The organism is Limnobacter sp. MED105 (assembly GCF_000170915.1).
Taxonomy (GTDB): Bacteria; Pseudomonadota; Gammaproteobacteria; order Burkholderiales; family Burkholderiaceae_B; genus Limnobacter.
This window is the reverse complement of record NZ_ABCT01000012.1, coordinates 44635-62757: the sequence shown is the minus strand read 5'-3', so window position 1 is coordinate 62757 and position 18123 is coordinate 44635. Positions and strand designations below refer to the sequence as shown.

The following is an 18123-nucleotide window of genomic DNA, read 5'->3' as shown; positions in this document are numbered from 1 at the left end:
ATTCAACACGAGCTGTAGTCATGACCACCCGTTTTGCCACCACCGCCCTCTTGCTGCTGGCCAGCTTTGCAGCAAACGCACAAAGCAATACAACACCCACCACAGTCGACATGGCCAACCGTGTTCAGGCTTGTGTGGCCTGTCATGGCGCCGAAGGCCGCGCCAGCGCAGAAGGTTATTACCCGCGCATTGCCGGCAAACCGGAAGGCTACCTGTACAACCAGCTGATCGCATTTCGCGATGGTGGCCGTCAACACGCCGCCATGAACGGCATTGTGCAACATCTGTCGAATGATTATTTGCAGCAAATGGCGAGATACTTTGCTGCGCAAAATCCACCCTACCCTGCACCCGTAAAAAGTACAGCCTCAGCCGCAGAACTTGAGCAAGGCAAACGTTTGGTATTCGACGGTGTTCCATCAAAAAAAATTCCTGCCTGCGCGGCCTGCCACGGACAAGCACTGACCGGAGTTGAGCCCTATACACCAGGCTTGCTGGGTTTGCCACGCGATTACCTGAACGCGCAACTGGGCAAATGGCGCAACGGGCAGCGCCAAGCCGCCGACCCTGATTGCATGCACGCACTGGTGAAAGCACTCAGCCCCGAGCAATTGAATACAGCAACAGCTTATTTGGCCGCACAGCCAGTACCTGAAAACCCAAAAGCCGCACCGGCCAACAGTATTCAGTTTCCTTTGAAATGCGGCACACACACCACCACAGCAGTGCCCGGTAACAACAATGTATCGCCAGAGCCGATCGCATTGAATGTGCTGTCAGCGCAAGAAAAACGCGGCGCCTATTTGGCGCGTTTGGGCAATTGTGCCGGTTGTCACACAGCCAATCCCAAAAAGCCTTATGCTGGTGGCCGCGCCATCGAAACACCTTTCGGCAAAATTTACAGCACCAACTTAACCCCCAATGCCGAGCACGGATTGGGCAGCTGGACTGCAGATGATTTTTACAAAGCCATGCACAGTGGTGTCTCGAAAAATGGCGACTACCTTTACCCGGCATTTCCCTACACCGACTACACCAAAATGAGCCGGGCTGAAGTCGATGACTTATTCGCTTACTTAAAGCGCCTGCCCGCGATTGCTCAAAAAACACCCAAGCCTTCCTTGCAGTTTCCCTTCAACCAGCGCCCACTTCTGGCCGTGTGGAGAGCACTGTACTTTACTGAGGGCGAATTCAAACCTGATACCACGCAACCAGCACTGTGGAATCGAGGGGCCTACCTGATCAACGGCCCAGGACATTGCGCGGCTTGCCACACACCACGGAACACTTTGGGTGGATTGAAAGACAAACTGAATTTAAGCGGTGCCACCATTCCGGTACTGGACTGGTTTGCACCAGCGCTGAACAATCACTCCCTGCACGGTCTGGGCAAATGGAGTGAAAGCGACATTGCCCAGTACTTGCAAAGCGGAGTTAACCGGCATGCCGCAACATACGGCCCCATGGCCGAAGTGGTGGCGCACAGTCTGCAATTTGCCACGGCCGCCGATATACAAGCCATGGCGGTGTACCTTAAAAGCCTGCCGGCACAAGCCCCTTCAGAAAAAGAATCGACAGGCCTTGGGCAACGTACCTTGCTGCCACTGATGCAGCGGGGCGAAAACATTTACACCAACACCTGCGCGGAATGTCATGGCAAGCAAGGAGAAGGGAAAGCCAATCAGTTCCCGGCCTTGGCGGGCAATGTCAATGTGATTGCACCCAACCCGGTCAATGCCATTCGCATGGTGCTCAACGGCGGGTTTTCACCCAGCACACAAGCTGCACCCTACCCACATGGCATGCCACCTTATCGTGTAGAACTGAGCAACAACGACATTGCAGCGGTAGTCACTTACATTCGCCGAAGCTGGGGCAACACGGCCAGTGGTGTTGCGTCTGTCGAAGTGGACAAACAACGCGGCCAGTAATAAAAAAAGCCGGTGACGAATTGCTTCCCCCACCGGCTTTTGGACCTTGCATCAAGCGATTAGAAATCAAGCTGCATTTCTACCAGCAACATACGCCCAGGTGCGGGTACGCGACCGGTTGTGCTTACGTCCACACCCCGGAAGAAGTACTGTTCGTCAAACAGGTTATTGATCCCAAAACCAAGATTCATGTTCTTGCCTTGCCCAATCGGGAAATCACGCCCCACGCGCATGTTCACCAAAGTGTAGGCGGGCAATTCACCAGCACTGCCGTTGGCAGTTTCAACCTGTGTGTTGGCTGAATCACTGAAGCTTTCAGAAACATACAGGGCATTTGCGTTGGCCGTCCAATTGCCAAACTTGTACACCGCATCCAACCCCAAATGGTGCGTGGGTGCATTGCGAAGTTCCTTGCCTTGATCAGCGCCCGACAATTGCTCCGTATCCAGATAGGTATAACTCATTCCCAGTTCAGTTTGGCTGTTCAGGTTCCAGCGACCTTCCAGCTCAACGCCTTCTTGGCGTGTTTCCCCGAGATTGCGGAATGCGCCTGTATCGAAAACGATCTGGTCTTTGTAATCCACCCGGAACAGCGTTGCCGCAATATTGGCTTGCGGGTTGATCTGCCAGCGTGAACCGATTTCGTAGTTCTCGGCGGTTTCATTGCCCACATCACCACCGCGCGTCACTTGTGCCGTTTGCACCGGCACCAATGAACGCTGCGCATTGGTAAATACGAACACATCTTTCGTGGCCTGGTAACCCACAGTCAAGCCAGGCAACCATTCATCGGGGTTGTTCTGAAACTCGGTACCGGTATTCAAATCACGGTAGCGGGTTTCAACATCTTCATAACGAATGCCCGGCGTTACTTTCAAACGATCGTCCATCAATGCAATGGTGTCGCTGAGGTAGTAAGCCATCGCCTTGGTGGTAAAGTCCCAGCGGCGGAACGGATTCACTGCCCCTGTTGCAAGCGTGGTGCGGCTTACATCAAAGCGCACATCTTCTTCAACAAAACGCGCACCTGCAATCACTGTGTGGTTGGCTATCTGCTTGGTGAACCTTGGTTCCGTGCCATGCACACTGAACACGCGTGGGGAATCGAGAACAAACGCTGGCGTTTGTGCTGGGTCATCCGAGAAAGTGGCTGACTGGCTGAAGAAGAACGTGCGATTTGCTTGGTGCGCAAAATTGCGCCATGTCAGCTTGAAATCGTCGGAAAACGAATGATTCCAGGTGAAAGTGCCGCGCCACATGTCTGCGTCGTACGCATCAAAAGGCTTTTGCGACTGGTTTGGGTTTTGATCATAGGCAGCTGGGCTTAAGGCACCAGGCAATTCAGCCTTCACTTCGTAATACTGCAACTGCGCTTTGAAATCGTTGTTGGGGTTCAGGTAGTACTCGCCATCCACAATGAAGTTACGCACTTCGGTGTCTGAACGATCACGCTGGCCCTTGCCATCCACAATGTTGGCCTGAAATTGCAAGCCAAGGTCTTCACGCACAAAACCACCAATTCGGTAGTAAGTGTCGGTCAGCATATTGCCAGTTTCTTCGGAAATTTGAAGGCGCTCGCGGAAGGTCTGGCTGGTTTTTGCGGGAATAGGCTTGGTCACCAAATTCAGCACACCGCCCACGTTGTTCGGCCCGTAATGCACGGCAGCACCACCCCGCACCAAATCTACAGCTTCAAGGCTGGGCAATGTAACGGGAAATAGCGACAGGCCCACGTTGGTGTAAGGGCCAATGGCAATCGGGTAACCATCCACCAAAATTTGCAAACGTTCACTGCGCAAGGGGTTCAAACCGCGCACACCAATGTTGGGCAAAATTCCGGTGCCGGTTTCGTCCAGCACTTGAACACCCGGCACACGGCGCAAGGCATCTTCCAGGTTCAAAGCACCACGCTCTTCCAGATCTTCTTTCTCAAGCACCGTGCGCGCACCCGTGTAGGTTTTTACACTTTCCTCGGTGGGTGGACCCAACCAGTCGGATTGGACAGTGACGGGTGCCAGGGTTTCGGCCAAAGCCGTATGGCTGAAAGAAACGCAGACCAGTGCTACGGCCATGGAAAGGGGTGAAACACGAAGACGTTGGCGTGAATCGCCACGCACATCAAAAGAGGACATTGCGGTTTTCCTTTTAATAATAAAAATCGTTCTCATTATCGTTAGTTTTACCAACTGTTTGTTGTATGAAATTCAGAAATGCTGTTTTTTTTCCCAATTCGCAGCACAACTCGAGCACCCACCCCCATTTCGAGCGATGAATTGTTAAATACTTTGAAGTCTTATTTTAATTAATGTTAATATAAATCATTCTCATTTACTATCTATAAAAATGATCCACACAATCCCGCTACACGAGACAAAAGCTGGCACATCGCCCTGGCTGGGCCTGCTGAATTCCCTGCCCTCACCACTGATCGTCGACATGATTGCCCAATGCGGCTACCACTTCGTCATTATCGACACCGAGCACGTACTGCTCGATGAAAACACCCTACGCGAATGTATTCAAACCTGCCGCCACCACAGCTGTGTGCCACTGGTTCGTGTGGCAGAAGTTCGCCCCAACTTCATCGGCAAGTTGCTGGATGCAGGGGCCATGGGCATTGTGTTGTCACGCGCAGAAACCGCGGATCAAATTCAAGCGCTAGCGCAAGCCATGAAATTTCCCCCCTTGGGTGCGCGCGGTATTACAGGCGGCACGGTGACCGGCTACGGGCAGTTGCCCCTGAACGATTACATTGCGCTGGCCAACGAACACACCCTGCTGGTACCCATGATTGAAAGCCAGGCAGGCTTGAATGCCCTGCCCCAGATGCTTGCCACCGGGCACGTCAGCTTTGTCATGGAAGGTGCACTGGACCTTGCACTGAACATGGGTCTTGGCCCCAACCCGCTGCACCCCGACGTGTTCAACGCCTTGAACAATGTGCATCAAATTTGCCATCAAACCGATGTTCCTTTTTGCCCCAACCCACGAACGCCAAGCCAACTGCGGCACTGGCAAGACCTGGGCTGCAAACTTTTTCTGTGCGGCGAAGACCGCAGCCACTTCGCCAAAGCATTGCGAAACAACCTTCCAGGAGCCTGAATTGAAACCCACCCTTGTTTTCCTGACCCATGTGCTGAACAACGCAATCGTCGATGGATTCATTCCCGCCGCCCAAGCACTGAATCACGACGTGATTGTATTGACCGACCACGGCCATGCCCACCAGCAAGCACTTGCCAATGTGCGTGTTCATGAATGCGATGTGTTCAACCCTATTGCAGTGATCGATTTGATTGCCGCACTGAACATTGAACCGCAAGCTGTGTTCTCCAACAGCGATCACCTTCAAACCTGCACCGCCCTGGTGGCTGACCTGCTGGGTCTGCCCGCAAAATCTTCGAAGGTTTGCTACCACGCGAAAAACAAACACTGGATGCGCAAACGGCTTGAATCCCTTGGTTTGCCAAGCATCTGGAGCCAAACCGTTCGCCGCACCGACCCGGTTCGCAGCGAATGGCCTTACCCCTTGGTGGTCAAACCCACGCAGGGTGTGGCATCGATGGACGTGGTTCGCATCGACACGCCCGCGCAACTGACACAACACCTTGCACAGCTTGATGAATCGCAAAGTGTGTTGCTGGAAGAATTCATGGAAGGCCCGCTGATTACGCTTGAAACATTGGGCAATGGCAAACACCTGCACACCATCGGCGGGTTTGACGTAAGCCTGTCCAGCCCACCCTATTTTGTTGAAACTGCTGCGCAGTGGAATGGCCCGCACACGCGGCAGTGGCGCACACACATGGCACACACCCTGGTTCAGTTTGGTGTGGGGCTTGGGGCCTGCCACAGCGAATTCATTGTGACCCCGCGCGGCCCGGTGCTGGTGGAAATCAACTACCGAAGCATTGGCGATAACCGCGAATTCTTGCTTGATCAGCTGGTGGAGCAAGGCTGGTTCAAATCCATTCTGCAAACCCACCTTGGGCAAGAAATTGAAGTACCCCGCGTAAAACCCAGGTGCGCACAAATCGATTACCTGGTTGCTCCACATGCCGGCACCTTGCGCGTGGCACCACGCATTGAAAACAATGCCGCCGTGCAGTACCGCGCCGTTAAACAGCAAGGGGAAACCATCCAGATCAGCCATTCCAACAAAGACTACATTGGCGTGTTCACCTTTCAGGCCGATTCCGACAGCGAACTTCAACACCTGCGAACCGACACACAAAACCGCAACCCCTGGAGCGTTCAATGAGTGCCTTGCACGACCAGCGCATTGCGCTAAGGCTGATCAATGCCTGCCTACGGGAAAACGTTCGCAACATACTGAGCCTGGCGCGCATTGAAGCAAGCGAAGGCCGCACATTTCTGGTGTTTGAACACCTGCCCGAAGCCTGCCGGATCGAAGTAAAAGAAAGCCCCAGCATGCAAACACACCGGGCCATCAACCCCCACTGGGAAACACTGCAACACGGCCAGTGGATTGAACAACAAGGTGCAAGGCAATGGATCCGTTTTCTGGCGCAAGGTTTGCCCGAAGAAGCAAAAGCCCTGTACCAAAATTATGAACTGGAAGTGCAGGCCGCCATTGATCAAACCCTGCTGTGCGATCAGGCCTACACCGAACAACAACACGCACTGGGCCTTGTTTCCACAACACGCAACTGGGCACAACGCATGTTGCACGCCGACCAAATGGCCAGCTTTCTGGACCACCCTTATTACCCCACGGCCCGTGCCAAATTCGGCATGCAAACCAGCGAACTGAAAGCCTATTCACCGGAATTCAACCCAACTTTCGAGTTGGCCTGGTTTGCCGTGCCCGCAAGCGAATTTGAAGGCACCGGCACTGAGCCCGCGTGGTGGCCAACACTGGCGCATGTGGGCTTGCCACAATCGCTTGCCAACAGCCACACACTGCTGCCGGTTCACCCCATGATGCGCGCCGCAATTGCACAGCAAATTCCAGAAAGCATTGAAGCACCACGCACATATTTGCCCGTCAAACCCACGCTGTCGGTGCGTACCGTGGCCGTGCTGAATCACCCCGCCTCACACATCAAACTACCCATGCCGATTGCCACGCTGGGTCAAAAAAACATTCGCTACATCAAACCCTCCACCCTGAAAGACGGTGACTGGTTTGCGCAAGCGCTTGCGTCGATCGAACAAACAAACGAAGGAATAAAAGGTTTGTACCGGCATGTGGATGAATCGTTTACGGGCTGCTACAAGCAGCTCAACGCTGCAGGTTTTTTGCACCGCCAGTACCCGCCAGAATTGCCCGATGAAACACTGGCCACTGTGGCCACACTGTGCAGCCCCATGCCCAGCGGCAAGCCCTACCTGCTTGAATACCTGGATCAACACGCACAAAGCCTGCAAAGCTGGTGGGCCAGTTATTGCACATTAATGATTGGCGTGCACCTGCGTTTGTGGATTCAACACGGCATTGCGCTGGAATCGAATCAACAGAATTCGGTGTTGTCGCTGCGCCCAGGGCTTGCACCCACGCTTGTGATGAAAGACAACGACGCCGCACGCCTGTGGCCAAACCGCTTCGAGTCGGCTGCTGCAAGCCGCGGGCACCATGTGCACATGCTGCAAGACGCACGCATTCTGGTGAACGACGAAGCACCGCTGGCCCACATGTTCATCACCATTACCCTGCAACTGAATTTGCTGGTCGTACTCGACGGGCTTGCACAAAGCGGCGCACTGAACCGCCAACAAGCCTTGCTCACCTTGCGCCGTGCCATTGAACACACCTTGCACAACTTGCGCCTGGAAGGTTTCGACACCGACCTGGCCACAGAACTGTTGCTGTGCGCCCGCATGCACCCTGTGAAGTACCTGTTGCAAAGCGCAAGCCTGCTGAGCAAACAGGAATGCGGTGCAAGCGATGTGAACAAGTTTTACGGCATGACAGGCCCCAACCCCTTGCGAGACCTGCCATGAACCGCGTGCTGTTTGCTGTACTGGCCTGTCATTTTCTGGCGGCATTCACCGTGCTGGGCATGCCACTTTACTTGCCCGTGCTGTTCACTGATTTGGGGCTGCCATCGAACAGCCCCTGGATCGGTTTTGTGTTTGCATGGCCCACCCTGTTGACCGCACTCAGCGGCCCTTTGTGGGGCAAGGTGGCTGATCGTTTTGGCAGGCGCTTCTCGCTGATCCGTGCGTTGGCAGGTTTGGCACTTGCTTTTTTGTGGGTGGGTATTTCAAGTTCAGTGGCAGAACTGCTCATGGCCTTAACCCTGCAAGGTTTGATGGGCGGCACCTTGGCTGCCGCCAATTCCTACCTGGCCACCACCATGCCGCGTGAAACGCTGTCCAACACCTTGAACTGGACGCAATTCAGCGCACGCATGGCGCTGGTTACCGCACCATTGGTGCTGGCTGTGGGCATTCAATACTTCAGGCTGCAACACCTGTACATTGTGTTGGCAACCCTACCCATGCTGGGCGCACTGTATGCCTGCACGCTGCCCAAAGATTCACACCCGTCGCAATCTTCAACAGCAAGCGCAGTGAGCACACCCGGCAACACATCCGCCCCAATGCAATATGCATCGGCCGCCTCGGTGTGCAGCCTGCAAGCCCTGTTCTGCTTTGCCATGGTGGTTACCTTCCCCTACTTCCTGCCCTATGCTGCGCCGGGCATTGCAAGTACCACTGCCATTGCCCTGCTGTACGTGCTGCCCCACCTTGTTTATCTGCTGCTTCAACCGCTGCTGAAAAAGCGCCTGCCAAACTGGGCTTTCAATTGCCACTTCAGCATGCTGGCCCTTGCAGTTGCAGCGTGCATGCAGTGGCAATTCAACAGCGGGCTGGCCCTTGCTGCCGCCCGTGTTTTGTTTGGTGTTGGTATTTGGCTGGGTTATCACGGTATTCATCAACTGGTCGCAAAGTCTTTTCAGGCAGCGCGCGCGGGCACCTGGTTTGGCTCACTCGACAGCGTTGGAAAACTGGCTGGCGTGGCTGCTGGCATTGCAGCCGGTTTTGCAGTTAACCACATGAACCTTGCTTCACCTTTTCTGCTTTCCGCCGTGGCAAGCCTTGCTGCCATGCCCCTTGTTCACCACATTCAAAAAACAGGATCACGTCCATGTATACCTATGAACAACACCAGGCCGAACACCACAGCCTGAACCACCTGCTGAATTGCTACCTGCGCGAATTTGCAGTGCCGCATCAATTGGTCGACTGGCATGCGCAGGGCGACCTGCCCAAAGCCCTGCAGAGCGATTTGCTGGAAGGCGAAACCGTGAGAATTCGTACGGCTTACCCCCTGCTGAAAATAGCCTTCAAAGTACAAGCACGGGGCGCACTGAACCAGATCAAACTGGGCTCGAAACTGTTTGGCAAACCCATGGGCAAGCCTTGGCAAGTACTGGGCACCCATGCCGCCATTCAGGCCCTGCTTGAACACATGGCCATGCTGACGCAAACCGAACCCAATATTGAATTACAGGTCCAAATCCACAACAGCCTGCAAAACATGCAACGGTTTTTGGCGCATGCCCGGGTGCCCTATATCAACGCCTTGCAGCACACCGAGCAATCACTGCTGTGGGGGCATCCGTTTCACCCCAGCCCGAAAAGCCGATCGGGTGTGCAGGCGGAGCAACTGCTGCTGTGTTCACCAGAAGTGGGGGCCGCGTTCCAGTTGCACTGGTTTGAAATCAACCCGGTTTTACTGAAAGAGCTGGGCAGCCCCGTGATCGACAAAGTGTCTGAAACACTGACCGGGCGTACGGGCCTTTACCCATGCCACCCCTGGGAAGTGGAGCTTGTTCTACAGTCCGGAATTTATCAGCAAGCAAGCCAGAACAAACTGATTCGCCACCTTGGACCCTTGGGCAAAGTGGTGTGGCCCACTTCATCGGTGCGCACGTTGTACCACCCCGAATTGGATGTGTTTCTGAAATGCTCCATCCATGTGCGGCTCACCAATTGCATCCGCAAAAATGCATGGTACGAACTTGAAAGTGCAGTAGGCATGACCCAATTGCTTGCGCACACATTTGAACAGGTTGAACACGCACACCCGGGCTTTCGCATGTTGCGCGAACCTGCTGCCAGCACGATTGACTTGTCACAGGCTGATGCAACAGCCAGCCACGATGATGTTGTAAACCTGCAAGAAAGCTTTGGCATTATTTTCAGGGAACAACTGCAAAGCCAGTACACCGACATTCACATGGCTGGCACGCTTGCATCCTGGGACACGGTAGGCCAAAGCCAACTGGCGCAGCGGCTTGACGAGCAAGCCCAGCGGCGCGGCGAAAGTAAAGCCGAATTCACCCTGACTTGGCTGCAAAACTATCTCAAACTGCTGGTGCCCGGCACCCTGACCCTGTTGTTCAAACACGGTGTGGTGCTTGAACCGCATTTGCAAAACACCGTGCTTGCACAGGAAAACGGCTTGCCTGTGCGCGTGTGGATCCGCGACCTGGAAGGCACCAAACTAATTCCACAACACTGGCCTTCTGATCGACTGAACGGCCTCTCGGAACGTGCCATTGCCTCGGTGCATTATTCCGAAGACCAAGGCTGGAAAAGGGTCAGCTACTGCCTGTTGGTCAACAACATTGCCGAGATGATTTTTCACGCCTGCCAACACACGCCGGGGCTTGAACAACGCGCCTGGCAATGCCTTGCAAAACTGATCCAGCAAACCAGCCGTGCCTTGGGTACGCCGCAAGCGCTTTGCGATTTGCTGCAAGGCCATGCACTGGCATCGAAAAACAACCTCAAAACACGTTTGTTCAAAAAGGCTGATCGCCTTTCCGACTACACATTCCTTTCACACCCACTGATTGCACACCATGACAAACACGCTGAACACACTGCTCACTAAACAGGCGAATTCCGGCACACCACCCTGGTGCGCCTATGTGTACAACTTGCCCGCCCTGGCCGCACATGCGCAATACATGAAACGGCATCTGCCACGCAATTGCGAACTGTATTACGCGGCCAAAGCCAACCCCGATGTACGCCTGTTGAACACACTTGCTCCGCATGTGGACGGTTTTGAAGCCGCATCCGCTGGCGAACTTGCCCACCTGAATGACCAGCACTTTAGCAAACCACTTATTTTTGGTGGACCGGGTAAAACCACTGAAGATTTGCAACAGTCACTACACCAAAAAGTGGCCTGCATTCATGTGGAAAGCCTGACTGAACTGAAACGCCTTGCATTGGTTTGCGCCAACACAGGGCAAACCCAAGCCATCATGTTGCGCATGAACATTACGCTCGATGGTGTGGCCAGCAGCAAACTGCAAATGGGCGGTCAGGCCACACCTTTCGGGCTTGACCCTTGCGACCTAGGCACCGCGCTGGCGCTGCTCCAAGAATCGCCGCACCTTGAATTTGAAGGATTTCATTTTCATTCCATGTCGCATCAATTATGTGTCGAGAACCACTTGAAACTGATTGCGCGATACTTCGAGATCACCCGGCAATGGGAATCGCAATGGCACATTCGCTGCAAAGTGATCAATGTGGGCGGCGGGATTGGGGTGAACTACCAATGCGTGGATGAACAGTTCAACTGGGCAGAATTCTGCACTGGACTTGGTGAATTGATCACACAGCACGACATGCAAACACGGCAAATCCGGTTTGAATGTGGCCGCTACGTGAGCGCATTTTGTGGGTACTACGTGATGGAAGTAATTGACCTGAAACAAAGTCATGGGCAGTGGTTTGCCATTGGCAAAGGCGGCACACACCACTTCAGAACCCCGGCGGCGCAAGGCCACAACCACCCGGTGTGGGTGCACCGCAACGGGCAAACCGCTGTTGTAGTTAATTCAACCGTGAATGTAGTGGGGCAACTGTGTACCCCGAAAGACCGCCTGCACCAGCAATTAACGGTTCAGGAATTGGCTTTGGGCGACTACATGGTGTTTACGCTGGCAGGTGCTTACGCGTGGAATATTTCACACCAGAATTTCTTGATGCACGCCGCACCCCAAATAATCTATTTAACTTAAAACCTGAACTCTTTGTCCAAGGAAGCTACTTACTTCGATTAAACAACCCAACTTGATCAATATGAGCCCTTCAGCAGCAACTGGTAGTTCCCATCCCCTTCACCTGTCACCAAATCGATCTCAAATGCTGCAGGCAATTTCCCCCCTCATTACAACTGCCCTTGAAAGCGCTCTGCCCGGCATCGATGCAAACAAACTGATTCACGCTCTGGACACCCTGCTGGGCGGTCGCGGTAACTACACTTTGGTGGGTAGCGCCAGCATGCACCTTCATGCACTTGAACACCCCAACGCCACGTGTGCATTGCCAATGCCTCATGATCTAGATCTGGTTGTCAATGACACTGCGATTCGTCGCGTAGAGCTTGCGAACACAGAAACACTGGGCGGACTGAATTTGAAACGCGACGCGAATTTTGCGCATGTGTTGCACATGCCGCGCGACAATGCGCCCGACCTGAAAATTGACATTGTCCATTCCAGCACCCCGGGTTTTCTGAAGTACCAATTCAACCCGCATTCCATTCATGGCCTGCAGACAGGAATGTTGGCGGACTGCCTGGCCGATTACAAAGCCAGACGAACCGACCAGGAGTTTGTAGAACAATGTGGAGGACAAACACTGGCCAATGCTCAGGTTCAACCATGGCTGGATTATTTCGACAAGTGTCGCCACGACGCAGGCACTGTGTTGCCCCGGAATATTGCGAAAAGAAGATTGGCGGAGTCACCAGGCTCCAGCCCTGAACAAGGCTCGGGTGGCTCCAGCGTGAGCCGACCAGCCGCAAGAATACTGAAATTTGGATTGTAGGCAGGGGAGCCAGGTGCTCCACCAAGTGCTTTACTAAACTGTTTGCTGGCTCATTTCGCTAACCTGAATCAGCGTGTTGTGCGCATCAATTTCACTTTGACAGTGCATGCGGCACTGGCCACAGCCTGAACATGCACCGGTTTTCATGGTGATGTCGTCTACAGATCCACAACCGCTGCGCACGGCTTCAGAAATGGTACGGTCGCTTACGTTGGCACAAATGCAGACGATCACGGTGGGCCTCAAATTGCGTTGAACTTGAAATTAATAATAATGATTCGCATTACTATAATCAAGTATTTTTTCAACGCAATTTGAAAAATGTTAGACGATTTACTCTGAAACACCCATCATGGATTGCTCGTAATTCTGTAAACCTACCCTGTCAATCAAGCTCAGCTGGGTTTCCAGCCAATCGATGTGTTCTTCGGTGTCTTCCAGAATTTCTTTCAGAATGTCGCGAGAAACATAATCACGCTCGTCTTCAGAAACTTTGATGCCGTCTTTGATCGTCACCTGGGCCGCGCTTTCCATTTTCAAGTCGCTTTCCAGAATCTCGCGTGTGTTTTCGCCAATCATCAACTTACCCAAATCTTGCAAATTGGGCAAACCATCCAGCATCAGCACACGCTCAATCAGCAAATCGGCATGCTTCATTTCGCCAATAGATTCCTCGTATTCCTTTTTCTTCAGCACATCGAGACCCCAGTTGCCGAAAATTCGCGAATGCAGGAAATACTGGTTAATCGCGGTCAACTCATTCTTCAATTGCGCATTCAACGCCGCAATCACTTTGCTCGAACCCTTCATTGTTCTTCTCCCTTGCATTCAAAAATCAACTCAAGCCACAGTGTACAACGCGGGCCAAGGCAGCCGAAACCCTTTTCTGGTGGGCCTCTTAAAAAACACTTGCCAAAATCAAAAAGCTAAATAATAATGAGAACACTTCTCGTTTCAATCTTTCCGAGTGAGATTGCCGTGGGTCTACCGATCAATCTCCTTCTTCGCAACAGTTGGCATCCTCACCGGTAGGCCTTCCTCGCTCGGAAAGACCCTCCCGCACCAGCCAGCCGCCGCAAGCCAGTGCATCTTTTATCTCAAAGGATTGCTGTCATGAAAAAACGCGCGCTGGTCGTGGCGATTGGCGCAGCTGTAGGTTGTCACCCGGCTGCATGGTCACAAAGTACTCAACAAAATCAAACAACCACACTTCAAGAAGTTCAGGTCACCGGGTTTGAACGCGTTTACAAAGAGCCGACCACCAACACAGCCTTGGGCTTTGAAGCAGACCCAATGAGCACACCGCTGACCACCATCAGCATCCCAATCGATATTCTGGAAGACCAGCAAGTCAACAATGTGGAAGACGCATTGCGAAACGTGGCCGGGGTCACCAAGTTCAAACAGGGCAACGGCGGCGAGGAAAAATTTTCAATACGCGGTTTCGATGCCTCCCAATCGCTTTACAAAGACGGCGCACGTATCAACAACGTGTTCAATGCCACCAACATTGCCACCACTGAAACCGCCAACATTGAGCGTTACGACATATTGAAGGGCCCGGCTGCCATTCTGTACGGCCAAGGCGAACCGGGCGGTGTCATCAACTATGTCACCAAGAAACCAAAATTCACCGAGTACCGTGCTGCCGAAGTGATTGCCGGTAGCGACGACTATTACCGCGTCGAGGCGGATTTCACAGGGCCGCTGAGCGATACCTTCGCTTACCGGCTAATCGTCTCATCTGAAGACAGTGGCAGTCATCGGGATTTCACCTTCCGCGATCGTCAGCTGGTAGCACCTTCATTGACCTGGAAGCTGAGTCCTCAAACACTGGTCACCGCGCAGTATGAATACATCACCGACACCTACACCCAGGACCGTGGTCAGGTGCTCGATGGCAACAATGCCACAGGCTATTCCTACAGTGGTCGCCTGAACGGCACCCAGTTTTATGGCATTCCCGGCTGGAATGAAAACACCGAAAGCGACTACAACCGGTTTGCCTTGCTGGCCGAACATTTCTTTGACAATGGCTCGTCAATTACAGCCAACTATTCTCGTACGCGAGTGGACAAAACTCTGTTTGACTCTAGCCCGAGAGCACTTGGCCCCAATATGCAAGTGGTTGCAGACAATGGTGATGTCGCCATTCGAGCGTCGCAACAGGGTGGCCAGGGCGAAAGCGACAGCATGGTGCTGAAGTACCAGTGGCAACTGGATGGCGGCAGTATGTTCGGGCAGAACATCGGTCACAAATTCCTGTTACAAGGTGATTACGAGCGTATTGTGAACAACACTATTTCTGCCTCAGGCACCCAAATCACTTACAACGTGAACACAGGGCAGTACAGCGGAATTCCGCCCGGCGGAGTGGTCGTGGGTCCGTTCACCCAAGGCGGAAGCAGTGCCCGTCAACAGGGCTTTGTTATTCAAGACCTCATTTCAATCGGCGAGAAATGGAATTTGCTGGCGGGCTTGCGCAGCACCCAATTTGAAGACCGCCAAGCCAACGTAGACAGCGATGACATTTCACCCCGGTTTGGTCTGGTGTACAAAGCCACCAACACATTGTCGTACTACGGTAGCTGGGCCAAAGGCTTCACCCCCACCACTGCCACTGGCTTTAACCCGGCCACGGGCAACGGCATTGGCGGTGCCCCTCTCGATCCGGAACGCACCGAGCAGTATGAATTGGGTGTCAAAAAACAGTTACTGAACAAGCAACTGGACATTACCGCGGCAATTTTTGATTTGCGCAAATCCGATGTGGCAGTCACCGACCCGGCGTCATCTGGTTTGCCAGCAGGTGAACAGTGGTCCACCAACCTGGGCGAAACCCAAACCCTGGGCTTCGACATTCAAGCAATCGGCAAGGTAAACGATGCATTCCGCGTGGTTGCAGGCTACGCCTACCTGGACAATCAGCTCCTGGCGGTAGACCCTTCACTGGCTGGCCAAGAGGGCAATGCCTTGCCCGGCATTCCCGAGCATTCCGGCAATTTGTTTGGTGTGTATGAAGTGCAGCGCGGCCAATACAAAGGCTTGGGCCTGGGGCTCGGTGTGTTTGCCCAAACCGGTTCATTTGTGTCGACAGAAAACCGCGCCAAATACGATGGCTGGGCGCAACTGGATGCCTTGGCTTACTACAAGGCCGACGGGTGGAAAGTGCAGCTGAACCTGAAAAACATCACGGATGAAGAGTACAACTACGCGCAAGCTGGCACCACCACCGATTCATTTGGTGCGGTGCGTGTGGGCACCAGTACACCGAGAACTGTCAATGTGAGCCTGTCGGTTGAATTTTAATCGTGAAGTTCTGCTACACTCTTGTTGATATTAATTCTCATTCACAAAACTGGAGTGCATGAAAATTGCTTGCTGATTAAATAGTCCGCAAGCAAGATCGAAGCAATTGACTCAATGAACACAACGTTGAACACCATGTCCGTTCCAATGAGTGCTCCAATGAGCAACAACTCACAGGCCGTCAGCAACACCCTCACCTTCACGGGTGTGGTGCTGTTGCACGTGCTGGGTTTGGTTTGGGCCGCACAACAACTCAGCGTAAGTGACCCCGTGATTACGCCACCCAGCGTGGTGGGTGTATTGGTAGCGCCTGAGCCTGAACCTGCACCGCCACCTCCCAAGCCTGTGCCACCGCCGCCCAAGCCTGAACCCAAACCAGTGCCCAAGCCCGAGCCAAAGCCCACGCCCAAGCCTGTCGCCAAGCCTGAGCCCGTGCGTGAAGTGGCACCGGAGCCCGTGCCGCAAGCTGCCCCAGCAGCGCCCACACCGCCAGCCCCACCTGTTCAACAGGCAGCGCCGGCGCCCGAGGCTCCGGCACCTGTCACACCACCACGTACAGATGCCGCACACCTGAACAACCCCGCCCCCCAATACCCTGCCTTGTCGCGCAGACTGGGCGAACAGGGACGGGTGATGCTGGACGTGTACATTCTTCCCGATGGCAGCGTGGGTGAAATCAAATTAAACCGGTCAAGCGGCTTTCCGCGGCTGGACAACGCAGCCCTTCAGGCTGTGAAAACCTGGAAGTACGTGCCCGCCAAACGTGGCGACAAACCAATTCCGTTTTGGTATGTGCAACCGGTTTCTTTCGTATTGAATAACTGAGAACATTGAATTTAAGCGAGGTTTATTGAAATGGAAAACAATCCTTACGGTATAGCCGCCATGTGGGCGCAAGGTGACTGGGTCATCAAAAGCGTGGCACTGCTGCTGTTGATCATGTCGATTGCGTCCTGGTACGTCATCATCACTCGCAGCATTCGCCTTTATCGCCTGCGTAAAAATGTGGGGGCGGTCGACAAGTTCTGGCACACCCACAGCTTTGCTGAAGGCTTGCAGGTGCTAGGCAAAGACACCGGCAACCCGTTTCACCATATGGCGATTGAAGGCCAGGCTGCGGTCAATCACCACAGCACCAACAAGGACGACCTGCACGGGCAAATCAGCCTGGCCGACTGGCTAAGTGAAGCACTTCGTGGTGCCATGGATGAAGCCGCCGAGAAACTGCAATCCGGCCTTTCCATTTTGGCTTCTGTCGGTTCTACGGCCCCGTTTGTTGGCCTGTTCGGTACGGTGTGGGGCATTTACCATGCGCTGGTGGGCATTGGTGTTTCCGGTCAGGCCAGTATCGACAAAGTGGCTGGCCCTGTGGGCGAGGCGCTGATCATGACGGCATTTGGTTTGGCTGTGGCCATTCCGGCTGTGCTGGGTTACAACGCACTGACCCGCGCCAACAAGGGCTTGCTGAGCAAGTTAAACCGCTTTGCGCGCCAGTTGCATGCCTATTTCCTGACCGGCTCACCCATGCAGAAAGATTCGGCTGTGCGCACCATGCCCTTGAAAAAGGAGGCGTAAGCCATGTCGTTCAATTCTTACGACGATCAGCAGGAAATGAGTGAAATCAACATGACACCCCTGGTGGACGTCATGTTGGTGCTGCTGATTATTTTCATTATCACCGTGCCAGTGATTACGCATTCGGTGAAAGTAGACTTGCCGCAAGCTAGCCAACAACCCACTGAGGTAAAACCCGATGTGGTCACGTTGACGGTACAGCGCGATGGCAGCCTGATGTGGAATGACGAGTCACTGACTTTTGAGAACCTGGAACTTCGTTTACAAGCTGTGGCGCAACAGGAAAAACAACCCGAGTTGCGTATTCAGGGCGACAAAGCCGTGGAGTACGAGAAGGTGATTCAGGTGATGGCCGCTGCTCAACGCGCCGGCGTTGAAAAACTTGGCTTCATGACAGAGCCGCAAAGCACACCCTGATCCAAATTTGGAGGCAGAGTAAACATACTTTCTTGAAGTCATGCGAAACTGGGCGCTGAAGCTTGTT

At 53.6% G+C, this 18123-nt stretch carries 15 protein-coding genes; 12 read left to right on the top strand and 3 right to left on the bottom strand.

Going from position 1 to position 18123, the window contains the following annotated elements; all coding sequences use genetic code 11:
* The first annotated feature begins 20 nt into the window (after positions 1-20).
* A complete protein-coding gene (locus LMED105_RS16415) occupies positions 21-1931 on the top strand; it encodes a c-type cytochrome (protein WP_008251351.1) in 1911 nt (636 codons plus the stop codon).
* A 59-nt stretch (positions 1932-1990) separates the two neighbouring features.
* Here LMED105_RS16415 and LMED105_RS11380 read toward each other — a convergent pair whose 3' ends face one another.
* Positions 1991-4063: a TonB-dependent siderophore receptor gene (locus LMED105_RS11380; protein WP_008251350.1), complete on the bottom strand. Its 2073-nt coding sequence runs from the start codon at positions 4061-4063 to the stop codon at positions 1991-1993.
* 211 nt (positions 4064-4274) lie between these two features.
* Here LMED105_RS11380 and LMED105_RS11375 point away from each other — a divergent pair, with 211 nt between their 5' ends.
* The 7 genes from LMED105_RS11375 (at position 4275) to LMED105_RS11345 (ending at position 12755) form a co-directional block, all read left to right on the top strand.
* Complete coding sequence (locus tag LMED105_RS11375; protein ID WP_008251349.1) at positions 4275-5033, top strand: HpcH/HpaI aldolase/citrate lyase family protein; 759 nt, start codon at positions 4275-4277, stop codon at positions 5031-5033.
* Between the two features lies 1 nt (position 5034).
* A complete protein-coding gene (locus tag LMED105_RS11370) occupies positions 5035-6192 on the top strand; it encodes a siderophore biosynthesis protein PvsA (RefSeq protein WP_008251346.1) in 1158 nt (385 codons plus the stop codon).
* The gene (locus tag LMED105_RS11365) at positions 6189-7895 is read left to right on the top strand and encodes an IucA/IucC family protein (protein ID WP_008251344.1); all 1707 of its coding nucleotides are present in this window, start codon (positions 6189-6191) and stop codon (positions 7893-7895) included. Before LMED105_RS11370 ends, LMED105_RS11365 begins: the two co-directional genes overlap by 4 nt.
* A complete protein-coding gene (locus LMED105_RS11360; protein ID WP_008251342.1) occupies positions 7892-9088 on the top strand; it encodes an MFS transporter in 1197 nt (398 codons plus the stop codon). Before LMED105_RS11365 ends, LMED105_RS11360 begins: the two co-directional genes overlap by 4 nt.
* Positions 9046-10800, top strand: a complete 1755-nt coding sequence (locus LMED105_RS11355; RefSeq protein WP_008251340.1) for an IucA/IucC family siderophore biosynthesis protein — start codon at positions 9046-9048, stop codon at positions 10798-10800. Before LMED105_RS11360 ends, LMED105_RS11355 begins: the two co-directional genes overlap by 43 nt.
* Positions 10769-11944 (top strand): type III PLP-dependent enzyme, encoded by a 1176-nt coding sequence (locus LMED105_RS11350; protein ID WP_008251332.1) that lies wholly within the window; start codon positions 10769-10771, stop codon positions 11942-11944. The genes LMED105_RS11355 and LMED105_RS11350 overlap by 32 nt, the downstream gene beginning before the upstream one ends.
* Positions 11945-12068: 124 nt before the next feature.
* Positions 12069-12755 (top strand): hypothetical protein, encoded by a 687-nt coding sequence (locus LMED105_RS11345; RefSeq protein ID WP_008251331.1) that lies wholly within the window; start codon positions 12069-12071, stop codon positions 12753-12755.
* Positions 12756-12788: 33 nt separating this feature from the next.
* Here the strand turns inward: LMED105_RS11345 and LMED105_RS11340 are convergent, their stop codons facing one another.
* On the bottom strand, positions 12789-12989 hold the full coding sequence (locus LMED105_RS11340) for a bacterioferritin-associated ferredoxin (protein WP_008251330.1): 201 nt from the start codon (positions 12987-12989) through the stop codon (positions 12789-12791).
* Positions 12990-13088: 99 nt separating this feature from the next.
* Entirely contained in the window at positions 13089-13565 is a 477-nt protein-coding gene (gene bfr / locus LMED105_RS11335) for a bacterioferritin (protein ID WP_008251329.1), read from the bottom strand.
* Positions 13566-13868: 303 nt separating this feature from the next.
* Between bfr and LMED105_RS11330 the strand changes: the two genes are divergently transcribed.
* The 4 genes from LMED105_RS11330 (at position 13869) to LMED105_RS11315 (ending at position 18056) form a co-directional block, all read left to right on the top strand.
* A complete protein-coding gene (locus LMED105_RS11330) occupies positions 13869-16064 on the top strand; it encodes a TonB-dependent siderophore receptor (RefSeq protein ID WP_008251328.1) in 2196 nt (731 codons plus the stop codon).
* A gap of 114 nt (positions 16065-16178) precedes the next feature.
* The gene (locus LMED105_RS11325) at positions 16179-16889 is read left to right on the top strand and encodes an energy transducer TonB (RefSeq protein WP_008251327.1); all 711 of its coding nucleotides are present in this window, start codon (positions 16179-16181) and stop codon (positions 16887-16889) included.
* A gap of 30 nt (positions 16890-16919) precedes the next feature.
* Positions 16920-17639, top strand: a complete 720-nt coding sequence (locus LMED105_RS11320) for a MotA/TolQ/ExbB proton channel family protein (RefSeq protein WP_008251326.1) — start codon at positions 16920-16922, stop codon at positions 17637-17639.
* Positions 17640-17642: 3 nt separating this feature from the next.
* Positions 17643-18056 (top strand): biopolymer transporter ExbD, encoded by a 414-nt coding sequence (locus LMED105_RS11315; protein WP_008251325.1) that lies wholly within the window; start codon positions 17643-17645, stop codon positions 18054-18056.
* Positions 18057-18123: the final 67 nt, after the last annotated feature.

Bases quoted from the DNA above. Each gene is read 5' to 3' on its own strand.
- LMED105_RS16415 (WP_008251351.1), top strand. From the start codon at position 21: ATGACCACCCGTTTTGCCACCACCGCCCTCTTGCTGCTGGCCAGCTTT.
- LMED105_RS11380 (WP_008251350.1), bottom strand. From the start codon at position 4,063: ATGTCCTCTTTTGATGTGCGTGGCGATTCACGCCAACGTCTTCGTGTT.
- LMED105_RS11375 (WP_008251349.1), top strand. From the start codon at position 4,275: ATGATCCACACAATCCCGCTACACGAGACAAAAGCTGGCACATCGCCC.
- LMED105_RS11365 (WP_008251344.1), top strand. From the start codon at position 6,189: ATGAGTGCCTTGCACGACCAGCGCATTGCGCTAAGGCTGATCAATGCC.
- LMED105_RS11360 (WP_008251342.1), top strand. From the start codon at position 7,892: ATGAACCGCGTGCTGTTTGCTGTACTGGCCTGTCATTTTCTGGCGGCA.
- LMED105_RS11355 (WP_008251340.1), top strand. From the start codon at position 9,046: ATGTATACCTATGAACAACACCAGGCCGAACACCACAGCCTGAACCAC.
- LMED105_RS11350 (WP_008251332.1), top strand. From the start codon at position 10,769: ATGACAAACACGCTGAACACACTGCTCACTAAACAGGCGAATTCCGGC.
- LMED105_RS11345 (WP_008251331.1), top strand. From the start codon at position 12,069: ATGCTGCAGGCAATTTCCCCCCTCATTACAACTGCCCTTGAAAGCGCT.
- bfr (WP_008251329.1), bottom strand. From the start codon at position 13,565: ATGAAGGGTTCGAGCAAAGTGATTGCGGCGTTGAATGCGCAATTGAAG.
- LMED105_RS11330 (WP_008251328.1), top strand. From the start codon at position 13,869: ATGAAAAAACGCGCGCTGGTCGTGGCGATTGGCGCAGCTGTAGGTTGT.
- LMED105_RS11325 (WP_008251327.1), top strand. From the start codon at position 16,179: ATGAACACAACGTTGAACACCATGTCCGTTCCAATGAGTGCTCCAATG.
- LMED105_RS11320 (WP_008251326.1), top strand. From the start codon at position 16,920: ATGGAAAACAATCCTTACGGTATAGCCGCCATGTGGGCGCAAGGTGAC.
- LMED105_RS11315 (WP_008251325.1), top strand. From the start codon at position 17,643: ATGTCGTTCAATTCTTACGACGATCAGCAGGAAATGAGTGAAATCAAC.